The following is a 25,692-nucleotide window of genomic DNA, read 5'->3' as shown; positions in this document are numbered from 1 at the left end:
TAATATACACTCAATACATTAATATTAGATAACTTAATAAAACATTGATTATTAGTAATTTATTCTCATTGTTATAGTTAATGCCTAATTTCTTTCGTTTCAATTCATAACATCCAGTTTATTTTTTCTTAATAGTTATACTGTTGCTTTGACATTAAATATCAGTTCAACTTAACACATAACTATGGAAAAAACGTACAACCTGATTTTATGGGCATTTATCAAATTAAAATATAAAGCCCGTTTTTTGCTGCTAATTATGCTGTTTGCAATAAATGCATCAGCGCAGCAATCGCTGAGAGTTATCAGCGGAGTTATCACCGATGACAAGAATTTGCCGCTACCTGGCGTTGCCATATCTGCAAAGGGTTCTGGCAAAAGCACATCAAGTGATGTAAATGGAAAATTCTCCATCCAGATCAACGGAAATGATGATGTGATCCGTTTTACTTTTTTAGGATTTGTAACAAAAGAGATGTCCGCCGGCACAAGCGATTTCCTGAATGTTAATTTAGTACCCGATGTAAGGCAATTAAAGGACGTAGTGGTAATTGGTTACGGCACATCAAGCCGGAAAGATGTTACGGGTGCCATCACTTCATTAAAATCCGAAGATTTTAACCTGGGTGTAATAACAACCCCGGCAGAATTACTACAAGGTAAGGTGGCCGGCCTGAATGTCACAAAAAGCGGCGACCCTAATAAACAGCCGGCTACTATTTTAAGAGGGCCATCAACCCTGCGCGAAGGCGGGGCACAGGAGCCTTTTTATGTTATTGATGGTGTGCCCGGTGCTTCTATTGATCTGCTTGCACCGGATGACATTGAGAGCATTGATGTATTAAAGGATGCCTCTTCAACTGCTATATATGGTTCAAGGGCTGCAAACGGTGTAATTATAGTTACTACTAAAAAAGCGAAACCCGGGCAAACCAGGTTAAACTATAGCACTTATGTGGCGATGGAAAAGGTATCAAAAAAAATTGATATGCTAAGCGCTGATGAACTGCGCAAGTATTTAAGCGACAACGGCGTAAAGCCTCTTGCAAAGCCGATTGACGATGACGGGTCAAACACTAACTGGCAAAACCTGGTTGAACGTACAGGTTACTCACAAAATCATAATTTATCTTATAGCGGGGCATCTAAAAGCGCCGAATACGGTGCAAGCGTTAACTATTTAAAAAATAATGGGGTTTTAATAAACACCGATTTAGAACGCACTATTTTCAGGGGATATATTAACCAGCGGTTTTTTAATGATAAATTAAAACTGGGCATCACCTTAACAAATAGTGTTACCAATAGCAATGACATTCCACAAGGGAATAATATGCCATATGGTATGCCGCAGGGAAATGTATTATCAGGTATGTTATTCTATTTGCCAACGGTAAGCCCTTTTAACCCTGACGGCAGTTACAAGGAAAACTATACCAGGACTGGAAGCGGGCCGTTAAACCCGCTGTCGCTGGCAAATAACAACAGTATTAAAACCAACGATACTAAAACTTTAATTAATGGGATTGCGCAGCTTGATATTTTACCTGGCTTAAGGTTTACACTTACAGGGTCAACCCAAAAAGATCAGAATAATATTAATGCATACGAGAATAGTGCTTCGGGACTGGCAGTTAATGCTCATGGAGTAGCCAACCGAAGTGCATTTTTAAATACCAGCCAGGTATTTGAATCGTATTTTAATTACGACAAGGATTTTGGCCAGCATACCATTAAGCTATTAGCCGGGTACTCTTATCAGCAGGATAGAACCAATGACGGTTTTGGTTTGCAGACTCAAAATTTTTCAAATGACAATTTAACCTATAATAACTTGTCTTTGTCAAATCCGTCCTCACTTGCGCAAGTAATTTTTAATCCTAATGTAATATCAACATTGAGGTTAATATCTTACTATGGCCGTGTTCAGTACCAGTTTAGCGATAAGTATTTGTTCCAGGCGTCCTTAAGGGACGATGGCTCATCGGCATTTGGTATAAATAAACGTTACGGATTGTTCCCTGCAGTATCAGCAGGATGGCGGATCATCAACGAAAAATTCATGGAAACCATCCCGGTAATCAGCGATTTAAAGTTAAGAGCTGGTTATGGGGTATCGGGTAATAGTTTAGGGTTTAATGCATTCTCTGCATTATTAATTTACGGAACTCCACCGGGGAACAGTAAATTCTTATATAACGGCAACATAACCAATGCCCTGGGGCCGGTAAGAAACGATAATCCGAATTTGAAATGGGAAAGCACCGCTACAACTAATATTGGTTTAGACTTTGGTATATTAAAAAACCGGATTACAGGTTCTGTTGATTACTACGTCAAAAAGACTTCCGATTTGATCTATGATCAATACCTGGTATCAACAACCCAATATTTTGTGCCTACAATTACTGCAAATGTTGGTAAAATAAAAAACAGCGGTATTGAAGTGGCAATAAATGCGGTACCGGTAAAAACTTCAGCATTTACCTGGAAAACGTCATTTAATATCTCGCACAATAAAAACGTTGTAGAAACCTTGTCTAACACATTATTTGCAACTCCGTATATCCAAACAGCACAATTAGGCGGTAAAGGGCAATCAGGAAATTATAGCCAGATAGTTCAACCCGGGGATGCTTTGGGAACTTTTTATTTATGGCATTACTTAGGCAAAAATGCGGCCGGAGTAAGTACTTATCAAAATGCAGCAGGGCAAACAATTGCCACCCAGCCTTTAACTACCGATCAAAGAATAGCAGGCAATGCCCAGCCAAACTTTATATATGGCTGGACCAATAGTTTCTTCTATAAAAACTTCGATCTTAACTTTTTAGTTAGAGGTGTATGGGGTAACAAAATTTTGAATGCAACACTTGCTTCACTTAATAACCCTGCCGACTCCAAAATACAAAATATCCCAAGGTTTACCCTTGGCGAATCATTTAATGATATTAACGGCTATTTAATATCCGATCGCTTTTTAGAAAGCGGGTCATATTTACGCCTTGATAATGCAACACTTGGCTATACCATTAAACCAAAGATCCAGGCTATCAAAAGCATCCGCCTGTATTTATCAGCCAATAATGTTTTTATAATCACCAAATACAGAGGCATAGATCCTGAAGTTAATATCGGTGGTTTAACGCCCGGTATTGATAACCAAAACTATTACCCTCGTACACGTACGTTCATTTTTGGTTTAAATACATCATTTTAATAAAACTTTAACGCAACAGAGATGAAAAGAATAATAATATATTTAGCAGTGATTGCGGTGACAATCACCATAAACTCCTGTAAAAAATTAGATGTACCTGTTGAATCACAATATGTAAAATCTAATTTCCCGGTAACCCAGGCAGATTATATTGCCTTATTAGGAACCATGTACTCTAACTTGTCTTCAAATTACGCAGTTCCCTACTGGCGGATGCAGGAACTGTCAACTGATGAGGCGATCATTCCGGCAAGGGATGGCAACTTTGATGATGGCGGCCAATACAGGCAGCTTCACTATCACACCTGGACCATTGACCATCCAAACGTTTCAGGAGTATGGCAATGGGGCTTTGGTGGTATTAATAACTGCAACCGCTTAATTAACCTTGTTAAAGCATCCGGATCAAGCACAGCTTTAAAAACGTCGGGCGTTGCTGAAATTACGGCAATGCGCGACTTGTATTACTTCTTTATGATGGATCTGTATGGTAATGTACCTATTATCAACACTTTTCCTGTAAGTGATCTGCCACCAACACAATCCAGGGCAAATGTCTTTAAATTTATAGAAACAGATCTGTTAAGTGTTATACAACAGCTGCCGTCAAAAACAAGTGTAGCTGCAACCAATACTTTACAATATGGGCGGCCAACTAAAGAAATGGCATTTGCCCTTTTGGAAAAAATGTACTTGAATGCAGAAGTATATACCGGCACCCAGCGTTATAATGATGCTGTAAAAATGGCTGATAGCATTATGAAGAACCAGAATTACAGCCTTGACGCAAGATACAGGGATATGTTTTTGCCGAATAACGGGCCACAGATAAAGGAGACCGTATTTGCAGTTCCCTATGATCAGCAAATCCCGGGCAACCAGTTTACCAGGTTTGGATTTTTCTATTATTTAGCACCATATTATGGATTCAATGTGGGCTTGAGTATTGCCATGAGCACCACACATGAGTTTTATAACAGGTTTAATTTACCGGGCGACGCGCGAACAAATACCTGGCTGCTTGGGCCACAGTTTGTACCTGATGGTAACGGTGGTTTTACTTCGCAACCTGCTTATTACCCTAATACTACTACCCAAATAGTTATTACCCCCGACCTTATACTGGTACAACCAAAACCAATGGATGTAGGTAATACTATAGCAAGCCAATCTGAAGGGATCCGTTCAATAAAATATTATCCTGATCCAAATATTATCCAGGCCACACGTTTAAATAGCAATGATGTACCCGTGTTCCGATTGGCGGATGTGATGTTAATGAAAGCCGAAGCCATACTAAGGGGAGCTACTGCTACAACTGTAAATGGACAGCTGCAAACCCCGCTATATTTAGTTAACCAAATCAGGGCACGTGCAGGAGCTGCATTAGCAGGTTCAATAGATCTGCCCTCATTGCTTGATGAACGGGCAAGGGAATTTTCATGGGAAGCCTGGCGCAGAAATGACCTGATCCGTTTCGGACAGTTTGAAGTAGATTATCCTTTTGCCAATGATCCGCTTTCAATGAATAAAGATGCCAGCAGAAGGCTTTACCCGATTCCGGCAACTGAAATTAAGCTTAATCCTAAATTAGTTCAAAACCCGGGCTATTAATTTATTTTTATATGATCAGGTTATTTTTAAGCACTTTAGTTATAGTATCTCTGTCGTTTATGGCAGGGATACCTAACGTTGATGATCTGCCTATCAACCGAATCCAGGTAATAGGCTCACATAACAGCTATAAGCAATCTATTGATCCGGTTCTGTTTAAATTTATAAAGCAAAAGGACTCCGTTGGTTCAAAAAATAGATTATAGCCATATCAGTTTATCGCAACAATTAGATCTTGGGCTACGGGATTTGGAAATTGATATTTACGCCGATACCAAAGGCGGTAAATATGCGCATCCTAAAGGCCTTGCCTGGGCGCCCGGACAGGAACCATTTGACAAGGATGGGGTGATGAATGAACCAGGATTTAAAGTTCTGCATATCCAGGATATTGATTTCAGGAGTAATTGCTTAACCTTTAAACAATGTTTACAGGAATTGAGGCAATGGTCTAATAAGCATAAAGATCATGACGTGGTTTTCGTTACGATGAATGCGAAAGATGAACGCATGAAAAAACCGTACTACACGGTTCCGGAAAAATTTACCAGTGCAATTTTTGATCAGTTAGACCAGGAACTTGTAGAAAACCTGGGCAAAGAAAACCTCATCGTTCCGGACGATGTAAGGGGGAAGTATAAAACCCTGCAAAATGCAGTTTTACATGGTAACTGGCCAAAGGTAAAGCAGGCTAAAGGTAAATTTATATTTGTGTTGGATGAAGTGGGTAAAAAAAGAGCAGCGTATATAGCAGGCCATCCATCATTAAAAAACCGCATCCTTTTTACCGATTCAGAACCTGGTACACCGGAATCTGCAATACACATCATGAATAATCCCAAAAAGGATCTTTATAAAATACGGGCGCTGGTTAAAAAAGGATATATTATCCGTACCCGTGCTGACAGTGATACAGAAGAGGCAAGGGATAATGATAAATCAACATTTGAAGCAGCAATAGCGTCTGATGCACAGATCATCACTACTGATTATTATCAAAAAAGCACACATTTTAAATCAGACTATGTGGTAAGTTTCGCTGATGGAACCTATTTTCGTCCGAACCCTTTGTTTAAGTAAACTGTAAAAACAAGTAACAATAAACAAAGCCTGTGCTCTATCAAGGAGGGCACTGAAAAAGTAGCTATTTATCAAAAGAGGCTGTTTCCATCATAGAAAACAGCCTCTTTTTCTTTAGCGTATCCGGATAGGTTGGTGGAGAGCACTTTCGTATAGACGATTCTCAGAGCCTCTATTTTACTTGTACGACAACCTCTTTAACTCTAAAGGACTTTTTCAGTGCCCTCCTATCAAGGGTACGGGCTTTGTAATAATCAAGGTTATATTTAAAATTTAAAAAATCAAATGCTTAACTGTTAACCCGTTATTTATCAATTGCTTTAATGATTCAATACCTATATGTAAATGTGTTTCAACATATTGCTCAGTAACGCTCGAGTCGCTTTCCGCAGTTTTAACACCTTCCGGGATCATGGGCTGGTCTGAAACTAACAACAATGCACCTGTCGGAATTTTGTTGGCAAAGCCGGTTGTAAATATGGTTGCGGTTTCCATATCAACAGCCATTGCCCTTAATTTCTTCAAATACTTTTTAAATTCCTTATCATGTTCCCAAACACGGCGGTTAGTAGTGTAACATGTCCCGGTAAAATAATCGCGGCCATAGTCGCGTATGGTAGTTGATATGGCTTTTTGCAGCGCGAACGCAGGGAGCGCCGGTACCTCCGCAGGTAAATAATCATTGGATGTACCCTCTCCTCTTATACCTGCAATGGGCAATATAAGGTCGCCTACTTTATTTTTCTTTTTAAGCCCGCCGCATTTACCTAAAAAGATAACAGCTTTTGGGTGCACTGCAGAAAGCAGGTCCATAATAGTAGCCGCTACCGAGCTTCCCATGCCAAAGTTAATTATTGTTATCCCGTTAGCTGTGACGCTCTGCATAGGCTTGTCAATCCCCAATATGGGTGCATTATCATTCCATTGCGAAAACAGCTGAATGTATTTTGAAAAATTGGTAAGAATAATATACTTGCCAAAATCTGCCAATGGGCGACCGGTATAGCGCGGGAGCCAGTTGGTAACAATTGCTTCTTTAGTTTTTAAACCCGGAGTTATGGCACTGTGGATCTCTTTTATTTTCTTTTCATTCTTTAAGGACTCTTGATCCTTCTTAACATCTAGTTCTTCATTCATAATTTTAATATATAATTAGTCTCTCCTTCAGGGGTTTATACAACAAACCCCGGCATTAACCAGGGTTTATTGTATTTTTAAATATAAGTGCCGGTTATATGCTTATTGTTAAGCCACTTTTAATTTTTTAAGATCGGATTTCTCAAATTTTTCATGTGCATAATCCAACGTCACATTTAAGCGCTTTATGTCTTTTTTTGATGGAAATTCAAACATGGCATCTATCATTATGGCTTCACAAATTGAACGCAGGCCACGGGCACCCAATTTAAACTCAACCGCCTTGTCAACAATAAAATCAAGCACTTCTGTTTCAAATTCAAGTTTTACACCTTCGTATTCAAACAATTTTTTATACTGTTTAAGCAGTGAATTTTTGGGCTCGGTTAAAATATTGTGTAAAGCCTCACGGTCTAACGGGTTTAAATAAGTAAGTACCGGTAAACGGCCAATTAGCTCTGGTATCAGGCCAAATGATTTTAAATCCTGCGGGGTTATATATTTATACAGGTTTTTAAGGTCGATTTCGTTGTCATCACGTTTCATTTTATAACCAACAGTTTGCGTGCGTAAGCGATTGGCTATCTTTCTGTCAATACCATCAAAAGCACCACCGCATATAAAAAGAATGTTGTTGGTGTTAACAGTTATCATTTTCTGATCAGGATGCTTACGGCCTCCTTGCGGCGGCACATTAACATTCGTACCTTCCAGTATTTTTAATAATGCCTGTTGTACACCCTCGCCGGATACGTCACGGGTAATTGAAGCATTATCGCTTTTGCGGGCAATTTTATCAACCTCATCAATGTAAACAATACCCCTTTCGGCAGTAGCTACGTCATAATCGGCAGATTGAAGTAAACGGGTAAGAATACTTTCAACATCCTCTCCTACATAACCGGCCTCAGTTAATACGGTAGCATCGCATATGCAAAAAGGAACGTTTAAAATTTTGGCAAGCGTTTTTGCAAGCAGGGTTTTACCGGTACCTGTTTCGCCCACCATAATGATGTTTGATTTTTCAATCTCCACATCATCTTTTTCAATCCTCTGGTTTAAACGTTTATAGTGGTTATAAACTGCAACGGCTAAGATCTTTTTTGCATCATCCTGGCCAATAACGTACTGATCAAGATGACTTTTTATTTCAGCAGGCTTTAACATAGCCGGGGTACTTGGCGATGTTTTTACCTTTCGCACTTTAAGCTCTTCAGCCAATATTTCATTAGCCTGGTTAACGCATTTATCACAGATGTGTGCGTCAAGCCCTGCTATCAGCATCAGGGAGTCCTGTTTACCTGCACCACAAAACGAACACCTGATCTCCTTGCTGTTTTTATTCATCTGATTTACTTTTCTTAGTCAAATTTAATCAAAAAAGTCGGAATTAGTTAATTAGAGATTAGAGACCAGAGGTTAGGAGAAAAATTTAAAAAACTAACCTCTGGTCTCTAATCTCTAATCACTTATTTTTTAGGGTTATTTCCCCTTAAAATTTCATCAACCATACCAAATTCTTTGGCCTCTTCGGCTATCATCCAGTGGTCGCGATCTGATGCATCCCAAACTTTCTCATAAGTTGCACCGCTGTGATCTGCAATTATCTGGTACAATTCCTTTTTCAATTTGGTGATCTCGTGATACGTAATTTCTATATCAGATTGTTGCCCTTGAGCACCGCCTGATGGCTGGTGGATCATTACCCTTGCATGTGGTAACGCGGCCCTTTTACCTGCGGCGCCTGCACATAACAGCACCGCTCCCATTGAAGCTGCCATACCTGTACAAATTGTTGCCACATCATTTGATATAAATTGCATGGTATCATAGATCCCTAAACCAGCGTAAACCGAACCTCCAGGTGAGTTAATATAGATCTGGATATCACGTTTAGCATCAGCCGATTGAAGGAAAAGCAATTGAGCCTGAATAATGTTTGCAATATTTTCATAAATCGCATCACCAAGGAAGATGATACGGTCCATCATTAATCGCGAGAACACGTCCATCTGTGCTACGTTAAGCTGGCGTTCCTCAATAATATAAGGCGTCATGCCACTTATCCCGGTTGGGATCCGGGTTGCGTCAACGCGCGAAATAAATTTATCTACATAAATACTGTTAATACGATGGTGCTTAACAGCATATTTCCGGAATTCATTTTTATCAATGTTACTGCTCATGATTTTTTTGTTAAGATGCGGGTTTTAATCGCTATAAATATAGTTGTTACTTAAATACAAATTATACCAGAAAGTTTGTTAAAAGTAAATTTATTTGGGAGAAGTCGGGAAGTTTAAGCTGACACCAACTCACATGTCATGCTGTCCGCCAACTGGTCGGATCACCACTTCACTTGCTAAGTCTGCATCATGCTGGCGACATGTCCCGTGGGGTGCCGAATAAATTCGGCATGACGTGGAGGGGCTGTAGAATATAAAAGTCCGAAAGTAAAAGCTATTCTTCCACTTTCGGACTTTCCGTCTTTACTGACTTTCGGACTTACTGCGCAAACAGCTTTGCAAACTCAGTATACAAAATCTCTTTTTTATCTAAAGTAGCAACACTCTTTACAAAATCAAATACCTTTAAAGCTTTTACCTCTTCAAAAATTTTGTTTGCGTTTTCCCTATTTTGCAGGTATTGAACAGTGTATTGGCCTAATTGCTCCTCATCTATTCCCTGCGGACTGTACATCCTGAACTGCTGTTCCAAACGTGCTTTAGCTAATGCGAAAACCTCATCGTAATTTACGTCGATGTTGTTTTCTTTGATGATCTTGTTTTCAATCAGCGTCCATTTAAGGTTCTTAGCAAAATCGCTGTAACCGCCAGCCAATTCTTCCGGAGTAAGCTTTTCATTGGTTGCCTTTAACCAGCGTTTTAAAAACTCATCAGGTAATTCAAACTGAACTTTATTTAAACCATATTGATAAATATCATCCTGCAATTTGCGGTCAGCATCCTGCACCATCATGGTTTCAATTTCTTCAGTTATTTTAGCCCTGAACTCCTCTTCGGTAGTTACCGTACCTTCACCAAATAATTTGTCAAAGAACTCCTGGTTCAGATCACTCTCTTCTAAACGGTTAACATTTTTTACAGTTAAGCGAAAGTTCGATTTCAGATCTGCTGCTGTTTCTTCTTCAATTTTTAACAACCCCGCAACCTTGGCTGCATCGTTGTCAAAAGCTTTTTGAATATCCAGCACTACCTCGTCCCCTTTTTTCAATCCAATCAATGATGCTTTTATGGCTTCATCTTTTATCTGATCTAAACGAACGGATGCGGTATTGGTAATTCCATCCTCAAAAACAGAACCATCCGGCGAAAGTTGCACTAAATCTGAATAAAGCACATCTTCATCTGCCGATACGTCAGGATTTGTCATTTTGCCATAGCTGCGGCGGATACTTTTGATGCGCGATGCCAGTGTTTCGTCATCAACCTTAATAATATATTGGGTTAATTTATCCTTTGATGAAAATTCAATATTAAATTCAGGGGCCAGGCCAACTTCATAGTTAAACTCAAAGTTATCGGCAAAATCCCAGTTATATTCTTTTTGATCGTCAGCTTTTGGAAGTGGCTGCCCTAAAACTTCCAGCTTCTCATCCGTCAAATATTTGTTTAAAGTATCAGACAGCATATTGTTGATCTCATCAACCAAAATACTTTTACCATACATCCTTTTAATATGTGATGCAGGCACCATACCCGGGCGAAATCCTGGCATTTTAGCTTTTTTTGCCTGATCTTTAATTGCTTTATCAACGCGTGGCTGATAATCTTCGGGATTGATATTGATCTTTACAACTGCATTCAGGTTATCAATCTTTTCCTGTGAAATATTCATTTTTACCGGTATTTAAGCGTAAACTTTAAAAAGCAGGCAAACGGAATATATACTCCAGTAAAAGCCTCTGCTTTTGGAGGGGCAAATGTATAAAAAAAGTCGGGAAGTCCGAAAAGTGCGTAAGGTGAGGGAAATAAATTTATTTGCGCCGTTAAAACAATTTATACCATTGTTAAAAAGGATATTAAAAAGGAAGCCCGGAAGTGAAGAATTTTCTTATCCTCTTCCTCCGGACTTACAGTCTAAAAACTAAGATCAACCTACTTTGGTAATTTTTGATGAGCCTTTATTATCGTCAACAATTGTAGGGTTACCGCTATATTCAACAACGGACGAGCCTGTTGTGTGCAAAGTCATAGTATCAGCTACGCTTACCTGGTATTTACCGGCTCCCGAGGTGTTTGTGGTAAAGTTATTTACTGCAAATCCAAGGGCGCTAAGCATACCGTTTCCACTAACGTTAATACTATGCGATGTGGCTGATCCGGTTAAGTTAATAGTGGCCTGGCCGTTAACACTTGTAGTAAGGCCGGTTGCAGTAAGATCAAGCGTAAGGGTATCGGCGCCTGAAAATTGAAGCGACAGATTTTGTGCAGTGATTGTTCCGCTGGCGGTTATCTGATCTTTCCCCGCTGCTGTAAGACCCGATAATGTACCTATACCAATACTAATAGCTACTACACTGGAGCTGCAAATATTTTCTGTAGTGGAAATAACCAGGGTACCGTCCGTTATAGTTGTTGTAATATACTGCAACAGGTTATTATCGGCAGTAATTGCTACCATCATAGAGCTGTCCTGCGTTAAGATTACAGTATAATCTCCTTCAAGGTTAATCTGGGTAAAATTGGCCATTTGACGCTTTTCGGTTGTTGAGTTGCCCGAACCTTCTATGCAACCAAGCTGACTTTGTGATGCGCCACCATAGCTTGATGCGCCTGCTGATAATACGGCTAAACAGATACTTTTCATAATTTATGTTTTTAAAGTTTAAGTAGTATAAAACTAAAAAAAGCTACCAAAACATGGTAGCTTTTAATCATAATATATACCAAACTATACCCGTCGGTTTAGTTTTTTGTTTTTAACCGTGTTTATTTAACAAAACTGTTTGCCTGGAACTTAATCACTTTATTACGAACAGGCTTAATGGTTTTTAAATAGGCATACATCGCCTTAAGATCGGTTCCGGTAATCCCGCTGTAATCATACCAGGGCATAATGGTCTGGTAATCGCCTGCCGATACACCGGCAGCCCTGGAGGGGTCTGAAAATGCTTTAAATCTTTGCACAAAAGCGGCGCTTGTCCAGCTGCCTATTCCCGTGGCAGCATCAGCCGTGATGTTGGCAGAGCGGATGGTATTGTTACCTACCCTGAAATCCCGGCCGCCTGCAAATTCCATTCCGGGTACCATTGTGCCATTGTTGTTTTGTGTGTGGCAATCCATACAGCCAGCTGCATTTACAAGGTATGCGCCATATTTAACCGTGTCGGCCGGATTTGGGATTGTACCTAAACTTGCTTTTTTAGGAAATGTATGTACTAAAATATTAAGCGGAAAGTTATACGATGCTTTTGCATAGGTGGTATGCTCGGGTTTTAATGTACGCAAGTAGGCAATAATAGCATACACATCTTCCCTGCTCATTTTTGAATAGGATGGCCAGGGCATTAACGGAAATATAGCAGAACCATCTTTACGCACCCCACTGGTAATGGCCCTGAAAAGTTCTCCGTCTGTCCAGCCTTTTAAATTATAGGGTGTAATGTTGGGTACGTGAACACTGCCAGGAAAATTTACTTTTCCATCAAAAACCTCCCCTCCTTCGCCTAACCTGCCATCAAGTATTGGGCCTGCAAATTTTGACCAATCCCGTTGCGAATGGCAATCGGTACAAAGGGATACATGATTTGCAAGGTATTCGCCCCTGGCAATTGTTTTTGCACTAACCGTTACATGAATATCTTCCGGTTCGCCAACATTGGGCAGGGCCAAAGTTATGTAGGATATACCTATAACAACTATTAGAACTATTGCTATTACAGCGTATAATACTACTTTTTTAAGTCTTTTCATTTGTTGGTTGATTGAGTTAGATTAAGTTTGATTGAGTTGATTAGGTTTATTTAAAATAGGTTGGGTAATTAAGTTAGATTATAGCAACCTTACAACAACTTAATCAACCATTCACCTAATCAACTCAATCAACCCAAAACAATCAATCCGCTTTCTCAATTGATGAAGCTCCGGATTTATCGTTCCTGATAGTGGGGTTACCGCGATATTTTACTTCGGAGGCACCGCTGGACCGAACATTTAACGTATTTAATACATTAACCTCGCTATGCCCTACACCTGATGTTTCAATATTGCAGGTATTCACTACAAAATCAAAAGCATGTACCTTACCACTGCCGCTCAGGTCAATATTATGTGAAGACGCCTGTCCCCTTAAATTTAATTCGGTAACGCCGCTTCCGTTTGTTGTTACATTAGCTGCATTAAGCTCCATGTTGATCTTGGTAGCGCCTGATAACCGGAAGTGCAGGTCATGTACGGTTAGTTTCCCTGCAGATTCTACCTCAACTGCTCCTGATGCTTTTAATTCTTCTAAATCACGAACCCCGATATTTACGGTCATTTCCCCGGTATTACACATGTTTTTCCTGGTAAAAACCTTCAGCCTGTTGCCGTCTGTTTCTGTTCTGATATATTTAAGCAGGTTATCGTCAGCAGTAATTCTTACTGAAAAAGAGCTATCCTGTTTTAAAATCACTTTAAACCCACCAGAAATACTGATCGCTTTAAAATCACCCACCTTACGCTCCTCTGATTTTTGATGACCTGAGCCATGTACACAACTAAACCTGCATGATGATAAACCGGCAAGTGCAATTCCTGCAACTAATGCCAATATGGTTAAATGGATCTTTTTCATTTTTGTTGATTTGTGATTGTTTTTTATGGCTTTTATTTTGGACTATAAAAAGGTTGGTTAAGTTACATCAAAAATAAAAAAAGCTACCATTTTGTTGATAGCTTTTAAATATATGTATTTGTGTGGGTGAAGATTAAAGATCGGCCAGGTTAAACTCTTTGGCGGCAACTAATTTTATTGTTTGTTTTTTTGAAGTGTGTATAGCTACCAAATCTTTGTGGTTAACGTTTTCTTCGCGGTTGTAATTTAAAGCATATTCAGTTACAGTACCGCTTAAATTTGCTTTCGCATCGTCATTTACAGTTACGCTGGCGCTGTAAGCATCTAAATTTAACTTAGCTGAAGCGCTGTTGTGCAAATCAACTTCAAATTCGATCTTTGAGATATCACCGAATGATTTTACTTCGGCGTTATCAAAAGCTGAGATTGCACGTAAATCGTTTGCAGTAACCCAAACTACTAATTTGTCTAATTTGTATGATGAGATCCTTAGCACACCGTTTTTGCTTTGAACCAAAGCGCTTTCGCTGTAGTATTTGTTATAAACCTTTACCTGGTCGGTTGCGCCATCAGAAATGTATACTTCAACATTTCCGTATACTTCAATTTTGTTGATGGCGCTGATGTCTGTTAAAATTGTATAGCTGTTATCAGCATTTTTTGCAGTGGCTGCATAAGTTGAATTTGTTACTCCTAATGCTACAACTAGCACTGCGAAGATGGTTATGATTTGAGTTTTCATGATGGTTATATTTTGATTGTTAAGTAATTATATTTTCTAAATTTTAAATACACCTATATGACGAACTCAAATAGAGAACGTTACAGCGAATGTGCCCCTATTAGGTGTAGAGGGGGTTTTTTCCGGTAAATAGCGAAAAATAGTCGGTGAAAATGCCGGAAAAAGTTCATGGTTGATGGTTCATGGAAAAAACGATATTTGCTCTAACTAGCGCAGGGCGGTGCCCTGCGTTGATATGTGGTAAACCTAGAATACAGGGTCAGGTAAACTTTCAACTCCAAGCCGGAAGGGGCGACATCCATCAGCGCAGGGCAACGCCCTGCGTTATGTTGCGGAATAGGATTTGTTAAAAACCCGTATCTTGCTGCCACAAATAATAGCTATGGAATATGTTTCAGGGGTGGATATTGGCACAGGTAGCGTAAAGGCTGTGGCTGTAAATTTGCAATGCCAATCATTCGATGACCACCAGGTATATTATTCTTTCAGTTCACCAAAACCAGGCTATCATGAGCAAGATCCTGAACAGATTTGGAATGCATTTATAGTTAGCATACAAGGCATTATTGAAAAAGTCGGCAACCCTCCTCTTGCTATTGGCCTTAGCAGTGCCATGCACAGTTTAATACCTGTAGACCAAAATTGCCGACCCTTAGCTCCAATGATAACCTGGGCCGATAGCCGCAGCGCCGGAATAGCTAAAAGCTTAAGAGCGACACAAAAAGGCCTGTCAATTTATAAAGCTACAGGTACACCACTGCATGCCATGTCGCCTCTATGCAAGATCATTTGGTTAAGGGAAAATGATCCGGAATTATTTAACAGGACACATAAGTTTATCTCCATAAAAGAATACATCTGGCACAAGCTGTTTAACGAGTTCACGCTTGACCAATCAAATGCCTCCTGTACTGGTTTGTTTAACATTGAGCAGCTTAAATGGCACCCCGATGCACTTGAACAGGCGGGAATAACAGACCAGTCCTTATCAAACGTGGTAACTACCGATCATGTAAAAAAATATAATGGGCAAGACTTAGATTTTCTAACCTCAAATACCCCATTCATTATCGGTGCAAGCGACGGCTGCCTCGCCAATTTGGGCAGTATGGCCGATAAGCCGGGCATTGCAGCAATAACAATCGGCACAAGCGGTGCAGTCAGGGTAGCCAGTGACAGGCCCCTGCCTAACGAAAGCTCAATGACCTTTAGTTATATATTAAATAAAGAAACCTATATCTGCGGCGGCCCGATAAACAATGGCGGCATAGCCCTGCAATGGTGGCTAAAAAATATTAAACCTGAACCTGCCGAGGGTGATTACGAACAGCTTTTTCGGCAAATAGCAATTGTACCTGCGGGTGGTAATGGTTTGCTATTTTTGCCTTATTTAACCGGTGAGCGTGCCCCCATCTGGGACAGCGAAAGCTGCGGTACATTTTTTGGTGTGAAGTTACAGCATACCCAGGCACATTTTTCAAGAGCAGTTTTAGAAGGGATCTGCTATGCCCTGAAAGATGTTTTGGATGCTGTGCAGCAAAACTCTGTGCCTATAACTCAAATAAATGTAAGCGGCGGTATTGTACGTTCAGATCTATGGGTGCAAACTTTAGCTGATATAACCGGCAAAAAACTGGTAATTGTACAAAGCGATGATGCCTCGGCAATTGGCGCGGCTTTTATGGCTTTAAAAAGTATTGGTACAATCAATGAATACCCAACTTCGAATTTTTGGGGATTGAAAACATTTGAGCCAGAGCCGGCTAATGTTGCTGCTTATGCAGCGAGCTTTATTATTTATAAACAGCTGTATGAGGATTTGAAGGAAACTATGCATAAGATTTATAGTATTACTGAGGCCTCAAAAACTCAAACCAACTAAAAAAGGCCATCTGTTTAAAACAGGTGGCCCCAGTAATATATGTTGAACTTTTGCAAAAGTTGAATTATAGATCAGCAAGATCATTGTCGAAAGCGATTTTGTTTTCGCTGTAATGAACTGCTGTGAAGTTTTTGCTTTGTACGTTTGATTCAAAATCCCTGTTAAGGTTTAATTCTGTTGCAGAACCATTTAAGTCGGCTTTGGCATTATCCTTTACGGTAACGTTTGCACTGTAAGCATCTAAGTTTAGCCTTGCTGAAGCATTGTCGTGCAGGTCAACATCGAATTCAATTTTTGAGATGTTCCCAAATGACTTTACTACGGCATTATCATAAGCTGAGATTGAACGAAGGTCGTTAGCGCTTACCCAAACTACTAATTTTTCGGCTTTGTATGATGAGATGCGGAGCACGCCATTTTTGCTTTGTACCAAAGCGCTTTCTGAATAATATTTGTTGTAAACTTTTACCTGGTCAGACGATGCATCAGAAACATACAGCTCAACATTTCCGTGTACTTCTATTTTGTTGATGGCGCTGATGTCGGTTAAAACGGTATAGGTATCTTTATCGTTTTTTGCAGTGGCTGCATAAGTTGAATTTACTATTCCTGATACTAAAACTAAGGCAGTGAATATGGTTAAAAATGCGGTTTTCATGATCTTTATATTTTGATTGTCAATTAATTATATTTTCTAAATTTTAAATACACCTATATGACGATCACAGGATAGAAACGTTACAGTAATATGCCCTGTATTAGGTATGGAGGCGGTTTTGTTCGGTGAATGCGGGACTTTTGTCGGTGAAAATACGACAGAAGTTTATGGTTGGATGTTTCATAAAAACGTCCATGGTTTTATAGTTGAATATTTATGAAAAACAAGGCGGTGGATTAAAATATAATAAATAGTGTTATGGTAGAATTTGTACTGAATAAAGCACAGCCTTCATTCATACTTTACTGTAAAATTAACGGAGCGATTTTTGATGTATACTATGAATCTAATCATCATATCACGTTATGGAAAAGCAACTTGAACGTTCCCGCATAATTCATTTAGGAGATGCCCGGTTACTCAAATTTTTCACTGATAACCTGGATAGGATCTACTGTGCCAAACAGCACATGATTGCCCGTTTTCCTGAAATTGCCAACCAGGCACATTTTAAAGACCTGAATCTTGCCATAATGGAGACGGTGGGTGACGTAAAAAAACAGATCATCCGGATGGATGAGATCTATGCGCGATTAGGTGTACAAAATTTAGAGGCCAGCTGTTCCGGTTTGGCAGGAATGATAGAGGAAGCTTTTATAGCTATAAGCGAGCAGAAAGATGACACAGCATTAAGAGATATGTCGATCCTGTTTTATCTTCAAAATATGGAGAGTGTTGAAGTAGCTTCGTTTCAGGTGTTGCAAATGATGGCGGTAAAAATGAAAAATCCTGAAGTACTTCAATTGCTAAAAGAAAACCTGGATGAGGCTAAGGATGACCGGATGCTGCTATTACTGATCACTGCTAAATATGTTACCAGTTAAACATAAAGCTTTGTCAACTTTTGAAAAGTTGACAAAGCTAAACTGTGTATAATAAAAAAGCTACCTGCTTAAAACAGATAGCTCCCGTAATATATGTTGAACTTTTGCAAAAGTCGGGTTTACATACCGATTAATTCATTATTGATCTCGGCAGCGAACGACACTTTATTTTCGTTGTAGTGAGTTGCTGCAAAGTTGTTGCTTCTCACATTCGACTCAATATCCCTGTTAAGGTTTAATTCAGTAGCTGAACCTTTTAAATCAGCTTTAGCGTTATCTTTTACGGTTACGCTGGCACTGTAAGCGTCAAGGTTTAACCTTGCTTCAGCATTATCATGCAGATCAACATTAAATTCAATTTTTGAGATCGTACCGAAAGTTTTTACTTCAGCATTGTCATAAGCAGAAATTGAACGAAGATCATTTGCGCTTACCCAAACTACTAATTTTTCGTTTTTGTATGATGAGATACGCAATACGCCATTTTTATTTTGAATAAGGGCGCTTTCTGAATAATATTTATTGTAAACTTTTACCTGGTCAGATGAAGCATCAGAAACATAAAGTTCAACATTTCCGTGAACTTCTATTTTGTTGATAGCGCTGATGTCATTTAAAACTGTGTAGGCATCGATATTAGCAGCGTTTGCATAAGTTGAATTGGTTAATCCTAATACAACAACTAACATTGTAATTACGGATAAAATTTTGGTTTTCATTTTTTTATTTATTATTATTGTGACTCTAAATGTGTTGTACTCTTTTATTTTTGAAATACAACCATAAGACGGCATCCATTTTAAAACGTTACAGTAAAACTTTACTTAATAGACGAACGCCTTATTTTCGTCTGCAAAAGTGCACTTTTTATCCACGAAATTTCTCATCTTAGTGTAATTATTACACCTACTAAACTCATAGACATTACAGGATTAAATACAGCAACAAAATACTGATTACCAGTAATTTAACACATATTTAAACACTGACCATCCGTTTCTAATCACTGATGATCAGTTTTTCACCTGCAAATTTGATTTTTCCGGCGTCGAGTAATTGCCTGATGGTCGCAATTTTTTCTTTCTCAGTTCCGCTTTTTGCAGCTGTTACAAGGGATGCAAGATCATATGTGGAAGTGCTCAGCAATCCAATAAGCTCATTGGTTATATCATCAAAAATTTCAGCTGCGTTATTTTGGCGTTTTTCTTCCAGGCAAATATCACACACGCCGCATTTATCAGCATTCTGTTCGTCAAAATAAGTAAGCAACTGCTGGCTACGGCATTGTTTCTGTTCTGCATAGGCAAATACCGCCTCCATTTTTTTTCGGTAAGTGGCCTTGCGCTCATCAATTATTTTTTTGTTGATGTATAGCGCATCATTATGCTGGCGGGGTTTTAACCAGGTAACCTGCGGCATATCGGTTTGCTGCTGATAGCTTAATATCTTATATTCATGCAATTGCTTTAAGCCCTCAATTACCTGCTGCACGTTCATGCTGGCGCGCCGCGCAAGATCGAACTCCCTGATACGGACGTAGTTATCAAACGAGCCCCCGTATGAGCGCAATATGGTTTTAATAAATGGATCCCAGCCGGGGTTTTGGATCTGGAAGTTATATAACTCCTCGTTCATCACCTCAAACTTAAATCGCGATGGCAAAAACACACTTTCATTAAATGACAGATATTCGTCAAGTTCTAAAAACTTCAGAGCATTTATGGTTTTTATACTATCCAGCTTAAAGCGACCGCAAAAATCGCCAAGGTCAAGATCAAGACTTATCCCCTCGCCTGCCTCGTAGGCCAAATGGTAATAATTGGCCAGGTAATGGTAAACCTGCTTAATTTCAGGTATTGTTGGGAAGCTTAGCTCAAATTTCTTTTCCTGCTTCAGCCTGTCGGCATAGTTATATAATAATACACCATAGGCTTTTTGTTCGTCACGCCCGGCCCTTCCGGCTTCCTGGTAATAGGCCTCCAGGCTTTCAGGCAGATCCTTATGGATCACAAACCGCACATCCGGTTTATCAATCCCCATCCCGAATGCATTGGTTGCTACAATTATCTGTGTGCGGTTAGTTTTCCAGCTTTCCTGCTTTTTTGATCGCAGGCCTGATTCCAACCCTGCATGATAATAATCGGCCTTTATGCCATTATTTGCATAAAATTTGGCTATTTCAGCAGTTTCCTTGCGGGTTCGCACATAAACAATCCCGCTGCCCTTTACACCTTTTGCAATATCTAACAGCTTGCGGAATTTATCTTCGGTATTTTGAACTACGTAACTAATGTTTTTACGCTCGAAACTTTTTTGGAAAACAACCGGGTTTTTAAATAACAGCTTTTGCTGAATATCTTCACGTACCTCGGCAGTTGCGGTTGCGGTAAGCGCCAAAACCGGGACATCCGGGTGCAATTCCCTTAAGTCAGCAATATGAAGATATGGCGGCCGGAAATCATAGCCCCATTGTGAAATACAATGCGCTTCATCAACAGCTATCAAATTCACCTTCATATATTTGATCCGTTCGCGCACCAGCTCAGATAACAAACGCTCTGGCGACAGGTACAAAAACTTCACCTCTCCATAAATACAATTATCCAGTGCAATATCAATTTCACGCTTGCCCATTCCTGATACTATGGATACAGCCTCAATGCCTTTGGCCTTCAGGTTTTCAACCTGGTCTTTCATTAATGCTATCAGCGGGGACACAACAATACAGAGGCCCTCTTTAGCCAAAGCCGGCACCTGGAAACATACTGACTTACCGCCACCTGTTGGCAATAGTGCAAGTGTGTCACTACCCAATAAAACAGATTTGATGATCTCCTCCTGCATCGGCCGGAAGCTATCGTGGTTCCAATACTGTTTTAATATTTCCTGTAATATCATGTCGGATTTTTCACTTATTGTTTATTTTCAATGGTGTTCAAGAATGCTTCGCAGTTTCGGATGTTCGATTTCGGATTTAATATAATTTATTAATAGTCGAATTTATGGGTTGTAAAGATAATCCTGAATTTGTTTAATAAATCATGATAATCCTTAAAATCCCATAAATCGTGTAAATTCGCGGCATAATATCCCGCACACATGAAAGTTATTTATACTGCTCTTATATTCTTATCGCTCTCCTTTAATTTATCAGCTCAAAAATGGAACGTGGAAAATCCTCCCGGCCCGTCAAAAAAAGTAACGATAACAACCGACGAAGGTACCTGGATGGACCTTGATGTGAGCCCGGATGGTAAAACAATAGCATTCGATTTGCTGGGCGATATTTACAGTATGCCAGTTACCGGTGGAAAGGCCACCCTGCTTGCAGGCGGTAAAGCCTGGGAGGTACAGCCGCGCTTTAGTCCGGATGGTAAAACCCTGTCATACACCAGCGATAAAGAAGGTGGCGATAATATTTGGATAATGAATAGCGATGGCAGTGGCAAGCATTCCATCACCAAAGAAAACTTTCGCTTATTAAACAATGCATCGTGGTCGCCAGATGGACAATATTTGGTAGCGCGTAAACATTTTACCGGCACACGGTCATTAGGTGCAGGCGAAATATGGCTGTATCATAAAACTGGTGGTGATGGCATCCAGCTAACCAAGCGCAAAAATGATCAGCAGGATGCGGGCGAACCAATAGTTTCGCCAGACGGTAAATTCATTTACTGGAGCGAGGATGTTACTCCAGGCCCTGATTTTGAATATAATAAAGACCCTAACAAAGGCATTTATGCCATACAAAGATTAAACCGGCAAACGGGCGATATTGAAACGATCACGGGGGGCTCCGGTGGTGCATGCAGGCCCCAGATCTCGCCTGATGGTAAACTGATGGCCTTTGTTAAGCGGGTAAGGTTAAAGTCTGTATTGTTTATCCATAATTTAAATACCGGCGAAGAATGGCCGGTTTATGATGGCCTTTCACATGACCAGCAGGAAACATGGGCTGTATTTGGTGTATATCCAAATTTTAATTGGACCCCCGACAGCAATAACCTTATATTTTATGCAAAGGGAAAGATCTGGAACCTTGACATTAACTCGCTTAATGCAACCCAAATTCCTTTTGAAGTTACCTCAACACAATCTATTACCGATGCGCTTCATTTTCAGCAAAAGGTTTTCCAGGATGAATTTGCAGTAAAAATGATCCGCCAGCTAACTACTTCTCCGGATGGTAAAGTCGTAGCCTTCAATGCAGCCGGCTACATTTATACCAAAGGCCTGCCTGATGGAAAGCCTACCAGGATAACTGCTACTATCGATTTTGAATACGAACCAGCCTTTAGCCCCGATGGTAAATCACTGGTGTATGTTGACTGGACAGATGAGTTAAAAGCATCAATAAATAAAATAGACCTTACAACCTGTTTGGTGACCAGGCTTACTGCCGAAAAAGGTTATTATTATTCGCCCAAATTTTCAAATAAAGGCGATAAGATAGTTTTCAGAAAAGGCGAAGGGAATGGAACTTCAGGATATTCTTTTGGTAAAAACCCGGGTATATATGTTATACCGGCCAATGGCGGCACACCTAAAATGATCATTGATCATGGAATTAAACCGCAATATTCTGCTGATGATTCCAGGATTTATTACCAAAGTTATGAGGGCGATAAAAAAGCTTATAAAGTAATGGATACAACGGGTGCTAATCAGCAAACGCTTTACACCTCTAAATACGCAACACAGTTTAACCCAAGTCCTGACGGTAAATGGATGGCATTTACTGAGCTATTTAACTGCTACATAACCCCTATGATATATACCGGCAGCGCACAGGATCTGTCGGCAACAAATAAAGCTATCCCGCTTAATAAGCTCACCCGAGATGCGGGAACGTACCTTCACTGGAGCAAAGACAGTCAGAAATTAATGTGGACGCTCGGGCCTAAATACTTTGTGCGGGATATTCATAGCGCGTTCCCTTTTGCTGACGGCGGCACTGATAAAACACCGCCAATTGATACAGCAGGAACCGATATTAATCTTAAATTAAAAACCGATGCTCCGGACGGAATTATAGCATTTAAAAATGTACGGATAATTACCATGAAGGGCGATGAAGTAATTGAGCACGGATCAATAATTATCAATCACAATAAAATTTCCGCAATTGGAAAATCAACAGACATAGCTATACCTGATAGTGCTACGGTTTATGACCTAAGCGGTAAAACCATTATGCCGGGTATAGTTGATGTGCACGGACATTTGGGCACCAGCCCTGATGGCATCTCCCCTCAGCAGGATTGGCGCTACTATGCTAACCTTGCTTTTGGTGTAACCACCACTCATGATCCGTCAAGCAATACGGAAATGGTTTTTAGCCAGGGCGAGATGTTAAAAGCGGGCAATATGGTTGGCCCACGGGTTTATTCAACCGGCACTATATTATATGGCGCTGATGGTGACTTTAAAGCAGTAATAAACAACTTTGACGATGCGCTTTCAAATATCCGCAGGTTAAAAGCGGTAGGTGCATTTTCAGTAAAAAGCTATAACCAGCCCCGCCGTGAACAGCGCCAGCAGGTTATAGAAGCCGCACGCCAGCTGCAAATGGAAGTTGTGCCGGAAGGTGGATCAACATATTTCACCAATATGAGTATGATATTGGACGGCCATACCGGCATTGAGCATAACATACCTGTATGGCCGGTTTATAAAGACGTAAAAACACTATGGAACGCCAGTAAAACAGGTTATACCCCTACGCTTATTGTAAGTTACGGAACCCAATTTGGCGAAAATTTTTGGTATGACCGTACAGAGGTATGGAAAAATGAGCATTTATTAAATTTCACGCCTCAAGCTATTGTTGATGCCCGCGCCAGGCGAAGAAGCACATCTGAATATGGCGATTATGGCCATATTGAGGTATCAAAATACGTAAAGCAAATTGCAGATGGCGGCACAAAGGTCAATTTAGGATCTCATGGGCAGTTACAGGGCCTTGGTGCACACTGGGAGCTTTGGATGCTTACACAAGGGGGGATGACGCCTATGCAGGCTATCCGGTGCGCTACAATTAATGGAGCATCATACCTGGGGATGGATAAAGAGATCGGCTCCTTAGAACTGGGCAAACTGGCAGATTTGATCGTATTAAATGATAATCCGCTGAATGATATCCATAACAGCGAAAAAATAAAATATGTAATGGTTAACGGCCGTTTATACGACGCCGACTCCATGAATGAAATTGGCAACCGCGAAAAACCACGCCTGCGTTTTTGGTGGCAGCTAAACCGCGGGGCAATATCCGACCTGCCTGTTGGCAATACAGAAACTTACCAGTTTACAACACAGGATGGGGATTGATGTGCGAATTTTGAATGTGCGGATGTGCGAATTTAATGCGGAGTGCGGAATGTTGAATTCGGATTGATTGATCAAGTCCGAAAGATAAAAAGCGTGTTGATATCTAACGCAGAAGTCAGGTATCCTTTCTTTTTCTTTCGGACTTTCCGACTTCCGGACTTTCCGACTTTCCGACTACTTTAGAAGCCATTCATAAAACCCCGGAAAATCGCCGTTCCATTGTTTTTCGTTATGGCTGGCGCCTTTTATAATTACAACGGGTGTGTTTTTTTCACCGGGTATTTTGTTCCGGATTATAGCTGCCATTTTTTGCATATCGGCCACCATGCTCTCGCTTTCAGCATCGCCGCAAACAAAATAGAACCTTGATTTGGCTGATAGCTTTTGTCGCTGTGCATATTGATAAATATCAGGCGCTATCCAAAACGCAGGCGAAAATATGCCTGCATTACCAAATATAGCCGGATACTTCAATGCGGCATACATGGAGATCAACCCACCCATTGAGCTGCCGGCAATGGTTGTATTGGCAGGATCAGTTTTTGTGCGATAATGCTTATCAATATATGGCTTAAGATTTTTCACCATAAAATCAACGTAATCATTACCCCTGCCCTTTCCATATTTTGAATCATACGGATCATATTCAGTTATCCGGTAATCGCCTCCGTGGTCCACACCTACCACAATACATTCTTTTTGGCCTGGTAGCTTGTCGAGCATTTCGTCAATACCCCATTCGCCATAGCCAGAAGTATAGCTATCAAATAAGTTTTGCCCGTCGTGCATATATATCACCGGGAATTTCTTTTTTGAGGACTGATAGTCTGCAGGTAAATAGATCCATACCCTTCGTTGCCTGCCAAGTTGGGGCATTTCAAATTTTTCGTTAATAATATATACCTGCGGGCTTGCGGTATGTGCCTTTGGCTCTGCGGCAAAATTATCCTGCCAGCCCTCAATGTTCATCATCAGCGCAGTATCATTTACAACGGTAAAATTGCGGTTATCAACAGGTTTGCCAAGCTTGGTACATTCAACTGTTTGCCAGCTTCCGCGGGTTACTTTAAAGTTGTAAATGCCCTTTGGTAAGTTCTTTAAAAGCTGGTATGAGCCAGCACCATCCGGGGCTAATTGCCAGGCTTTATCGGCAGGGTTCCAACTGTTAAAATCGCCTGCTAAAAAAAGGTGTTCACCAGCCCCTTTCAAAGGGCTTAAACCGCCTGTTTTAAAAGCTATTTTTTGCTGCCCCAGTAACAAAAAACTCTGTCCAAAAAGCAAAAACGCGCAGAAAATATTTTTTTTATTCATTATTAACTGTATAAACAACGGTTATTTTCCGGG

At 40.2% G+C, this 25,692-nt stretch carries 17 protein-coding genes and 1 pseudogene; 6 read left to right on the top strand and 12 right to left on the bottom strand.

The window, feature by feature from the left end:
- Window positions 1-184 precede the first annotated feature (184 nt).
- The 3 genes and pseudogenes from JWQ54_RS00755 (at window position 185) to JWQ54_RS00745 (ending at window position 5,914) form a co-directional block, all read left to right on the top strand.
- On the top strand, window positions 185-3,220 hold the full coding sequence (locus JWQ54_RS00755; protein ID WP_299578834.1) for a TonB-dependent receptor: 3,036 nt from the start codon (window positions 185-187) through the stop codon (window positions 3,218-3,220).
- A gap of 21 nt (window positions 3,221-3,241) precedes the next feature.
- Window positions 3,242-4,834: a RagB/SusD family nutrient uptake outer membrane protein gene (locus JWQ54_RS00750; protein WP_299578832.1), complete on the top strand. Its 1,593-nt coding sequence runs from the start codon at window positions 3,242-3,244 to the stop codon at window positions 4,832-4,834.
- 11 nt (window positions 4,835-4,845) lie between these two features.
- Window positions 4,846-5,914 (top strand): annotated as a pseudogene (locus JWQ54_RS00745) (phosphatidylinositol-specific phospholipase C1-like protein).
- Between the two features lie 273 nt (window positions 5,915-6,187).
- On the opposite strand, the gene JWQ54_RS00740 reads toward JWQ54_RS00745, so the two are convergent.
- The 8 genes from JWQ54_RS00740 to JWQ54_RS00705 all read right to left on the bottom strand — a co-directional run bounded on the left by JWQ54_RS00740 (window position 6,188) and on the right by JWQ54_RS00705 (window position 14,591).
- On the bottom strand, window positions 6,188-7,051 hold the full coding sequence (locus tag JWQ54_RS00740; protein WP_299578830.1) for an AMP nucleosidase: 864 nt from the start codon (window positions 7,049-7,051) through the stop codon (window positions 6,188-6,190).
- A gap of 108 nt (window positions 7,052-7,159) precedes the next feature.
- Window positions 7,160-8,398, bottom strand: coding sequence for an ATP-dependent Clp protease ATP-binding subunit ClpX (clpX, locus tag JWQ54_RS00735; RefSeq protein WP_299578828.1), 1,239 nt, complete (start codon window positions 8,396-8,398; stop codon window positions 7,160-7,162).
- Between the two features lie 122 nt (window positions 8,399-8,520).
- Window positions 8,521-9,237, bottom strand: a complete 717-nt coding sequence (locus tag JWQ54_RS00730; protein ID WP_299578826.1) for an ATP-dependent Clp protease proteolytic subunit — start codon at window positions 9,235-9,237, stop codon at window positions 8,521-8,523.
- A 319-nt stretch (window positions 9,238-9,556) separates the two neighbouring features.
- Window positions 9,557-10,909 (bottom strand): trigger factor, encoded by a 1,353-nt coding sequence (gene tig / locus JWQ54_RS00725; protein ID WP_299578824.1) that lies wholly within the window; start codon window positions 10,907-10,909, stop codon window positions 9,557-9,559.
- Between the two features lie 255 nt (window positions 10,910-11,164).
- Entirely contained in the window at window positions 11,165-11,881 is a 717-nt protein-coding gene (locus JWQ54_RS00720; protein WP_299578822.1) for a head GIN domain-containing protein, read from the bottom strand.
- Window positions 11,882-12,003: 122 nt separating this feature from the next.
- A complete protein-coding gene (locus JWQ54_RS00715) occupies window positions 12,004-12,987 on the bottom strand; it encodes a c-type cytochrome (protein ID WP_299578820.1) in 984 nt (327 codons plus the stop codon).
- 142 nt (window positions 12,988-13,129) lie between these two features.
- Window positions 13,130-13,849 carry a head GIN domain-containing protein gene (locus JWQ54_RS00710; protein WP_299578818.1) on the bottom strand — a complete coding sequence of 240 codons (720 nt, stop codon included), beginning with the start codon at window positions 13,847-13,849 and terminating at the stop codon, window positions 13,130-13,132.
- A 133-nt stretch (window positions 13,850-13,982) separates the two neighbouring features.
- Window positions 13,983-14,591: a DUF2807 domain-containing protein gene (locus JWQ54_RS00705; RefSeq protein ID WP_299578816.1), complete on the bottom strand. Its 609-nt coding sequence runs from the start codon at window positions 14,589-14,591 to the stop codon at window positions 13,983-13,985.
- 382 nt (window positions 14,592-14,973) lie between these two features.
- On the opposite strand from JWQ54_RS00705, the gene JWQ54_RS00700 reads away from it, so the two are divergent.
- Window positions 14,974-16,473, top strand: coding sequence for a gluconokinase (locus JWQ54_RS00700; protein WP_299578814.1), 1,500 nt, complete (start codon window positions 14,974-14,976; stop codon window positions 16,471-16,473).
- A gap of 64 nt (window positions 16,474-16,537) precedes the next feature.
- Here the strand turns inward: JWQ54_RS00700 and JWQ54_RS00695 are convergent, their stop codons facing one another.
- Window positions 16,538-17,131 carry a DUF2807 domain-containing protein gene (locus JWQ54_RS00695; RefSeq protein ID WP_299578812.1) on the bottom strand — a complete coding sequence of 198 codons (594 nt, stop codon included), beginning with the start codon at window positions 17,129-17,131 and terminating at the stop codon, window positions 16,538-16,540.
- Between the two features lie 365 nt (window positions 17,132-17,496).
- Between JWQ54_RS00695 and JWQ54_RS00690 the strand changes: the two genes are divergently transcribed.
- On the top strand, window positions 17,497-18,015 hold the full coding sequence (locus tag JWQ54_RS00690) for a DUF892 family protein (protein WP_299578810.1): 519 nt from the start codon (window positions 17,497-17,499) through the stop codon (window positions 18,013-18,015).
- A gap of 119 nt (window positions 18,016-18,134) precedes the next feature.
- On the opposite strand, the gene JWQ54_RS00685 is transcribed toward JWQ54_RS00690, so the two are convergent.
- Complete coding sequence (locus JWQ54_RS00685) at window positions 18,135-18,734, bottom strand: DUF2807 domain-containing protein (protein ID WP_299578807.1); 600 nt, start codon at window positions 18,732-18,734, stop codon at window positions 18,135-18,137.
- Window positions 18,735-19,014: 280 nt separating this feature from the next.
- Window positions 19,015-20,913 (bottom strand): ATP-dependent DNA helicase RecQ, encoded by a 1,899-nt coding sequence (locus JWQ54_RS00680; protein WP_299578805.1) that lies wholly within the window; start codon window positions 20,911-20,913, stop codon window positions 19,015-19,017.
- A 201-nt stretch (window positions 20,914-21,114) separates the two neighbouring features.
- Here JWQ54_RS00680 and JWQ54_RS00675 point away from each other — a divergent pair, with 201 nt between their 5' ends.
- Window positions 21,115-24,348, top strand: coding sequence for an amidohydrolase family protein (locus JWQ54_RS00675; RefSeq protein ID WP_299578803.1), 3,234 nt, complete (start codon window positions 21,115-21,117; stop codon window positions 24,346-24,348).
- 174 nt (window positions 24,349-24,522) lie between these two features.
- Here the strand turns inward: JWQ54_RS00675 and JWQ54_RS00670 are convergent, their stop codons facing one another.
- The gene (locus tag JWQ54_RS00670) at window positions 24,523-25,659 is read right to left on the bottom strand and encodes an alpha/beta hydrolase-fold protein (protein ID WP_299578801.1); all 1,137 of its coding nucleotides are present in this window, start codon (window positions 25,657-25,659) and stop codon (window positions 24,523-24,525) included.
- Between the last annotated feature and the right edge of the window lie 33 nt (window positions 25,660-25,692).

The sequence above is a fragment of the Mucilaginibacter sp. genome, from assembly GCF_028288225.1.
GTDB lineage: Bacteria > Bacteroidota > Bacteroidia > Sphingobacteriales > Sphingobacteriaceae > Mucilaginibacter.
This window is presented reverse-complemented; position numbering and strand designations above follow the sequence as displayed.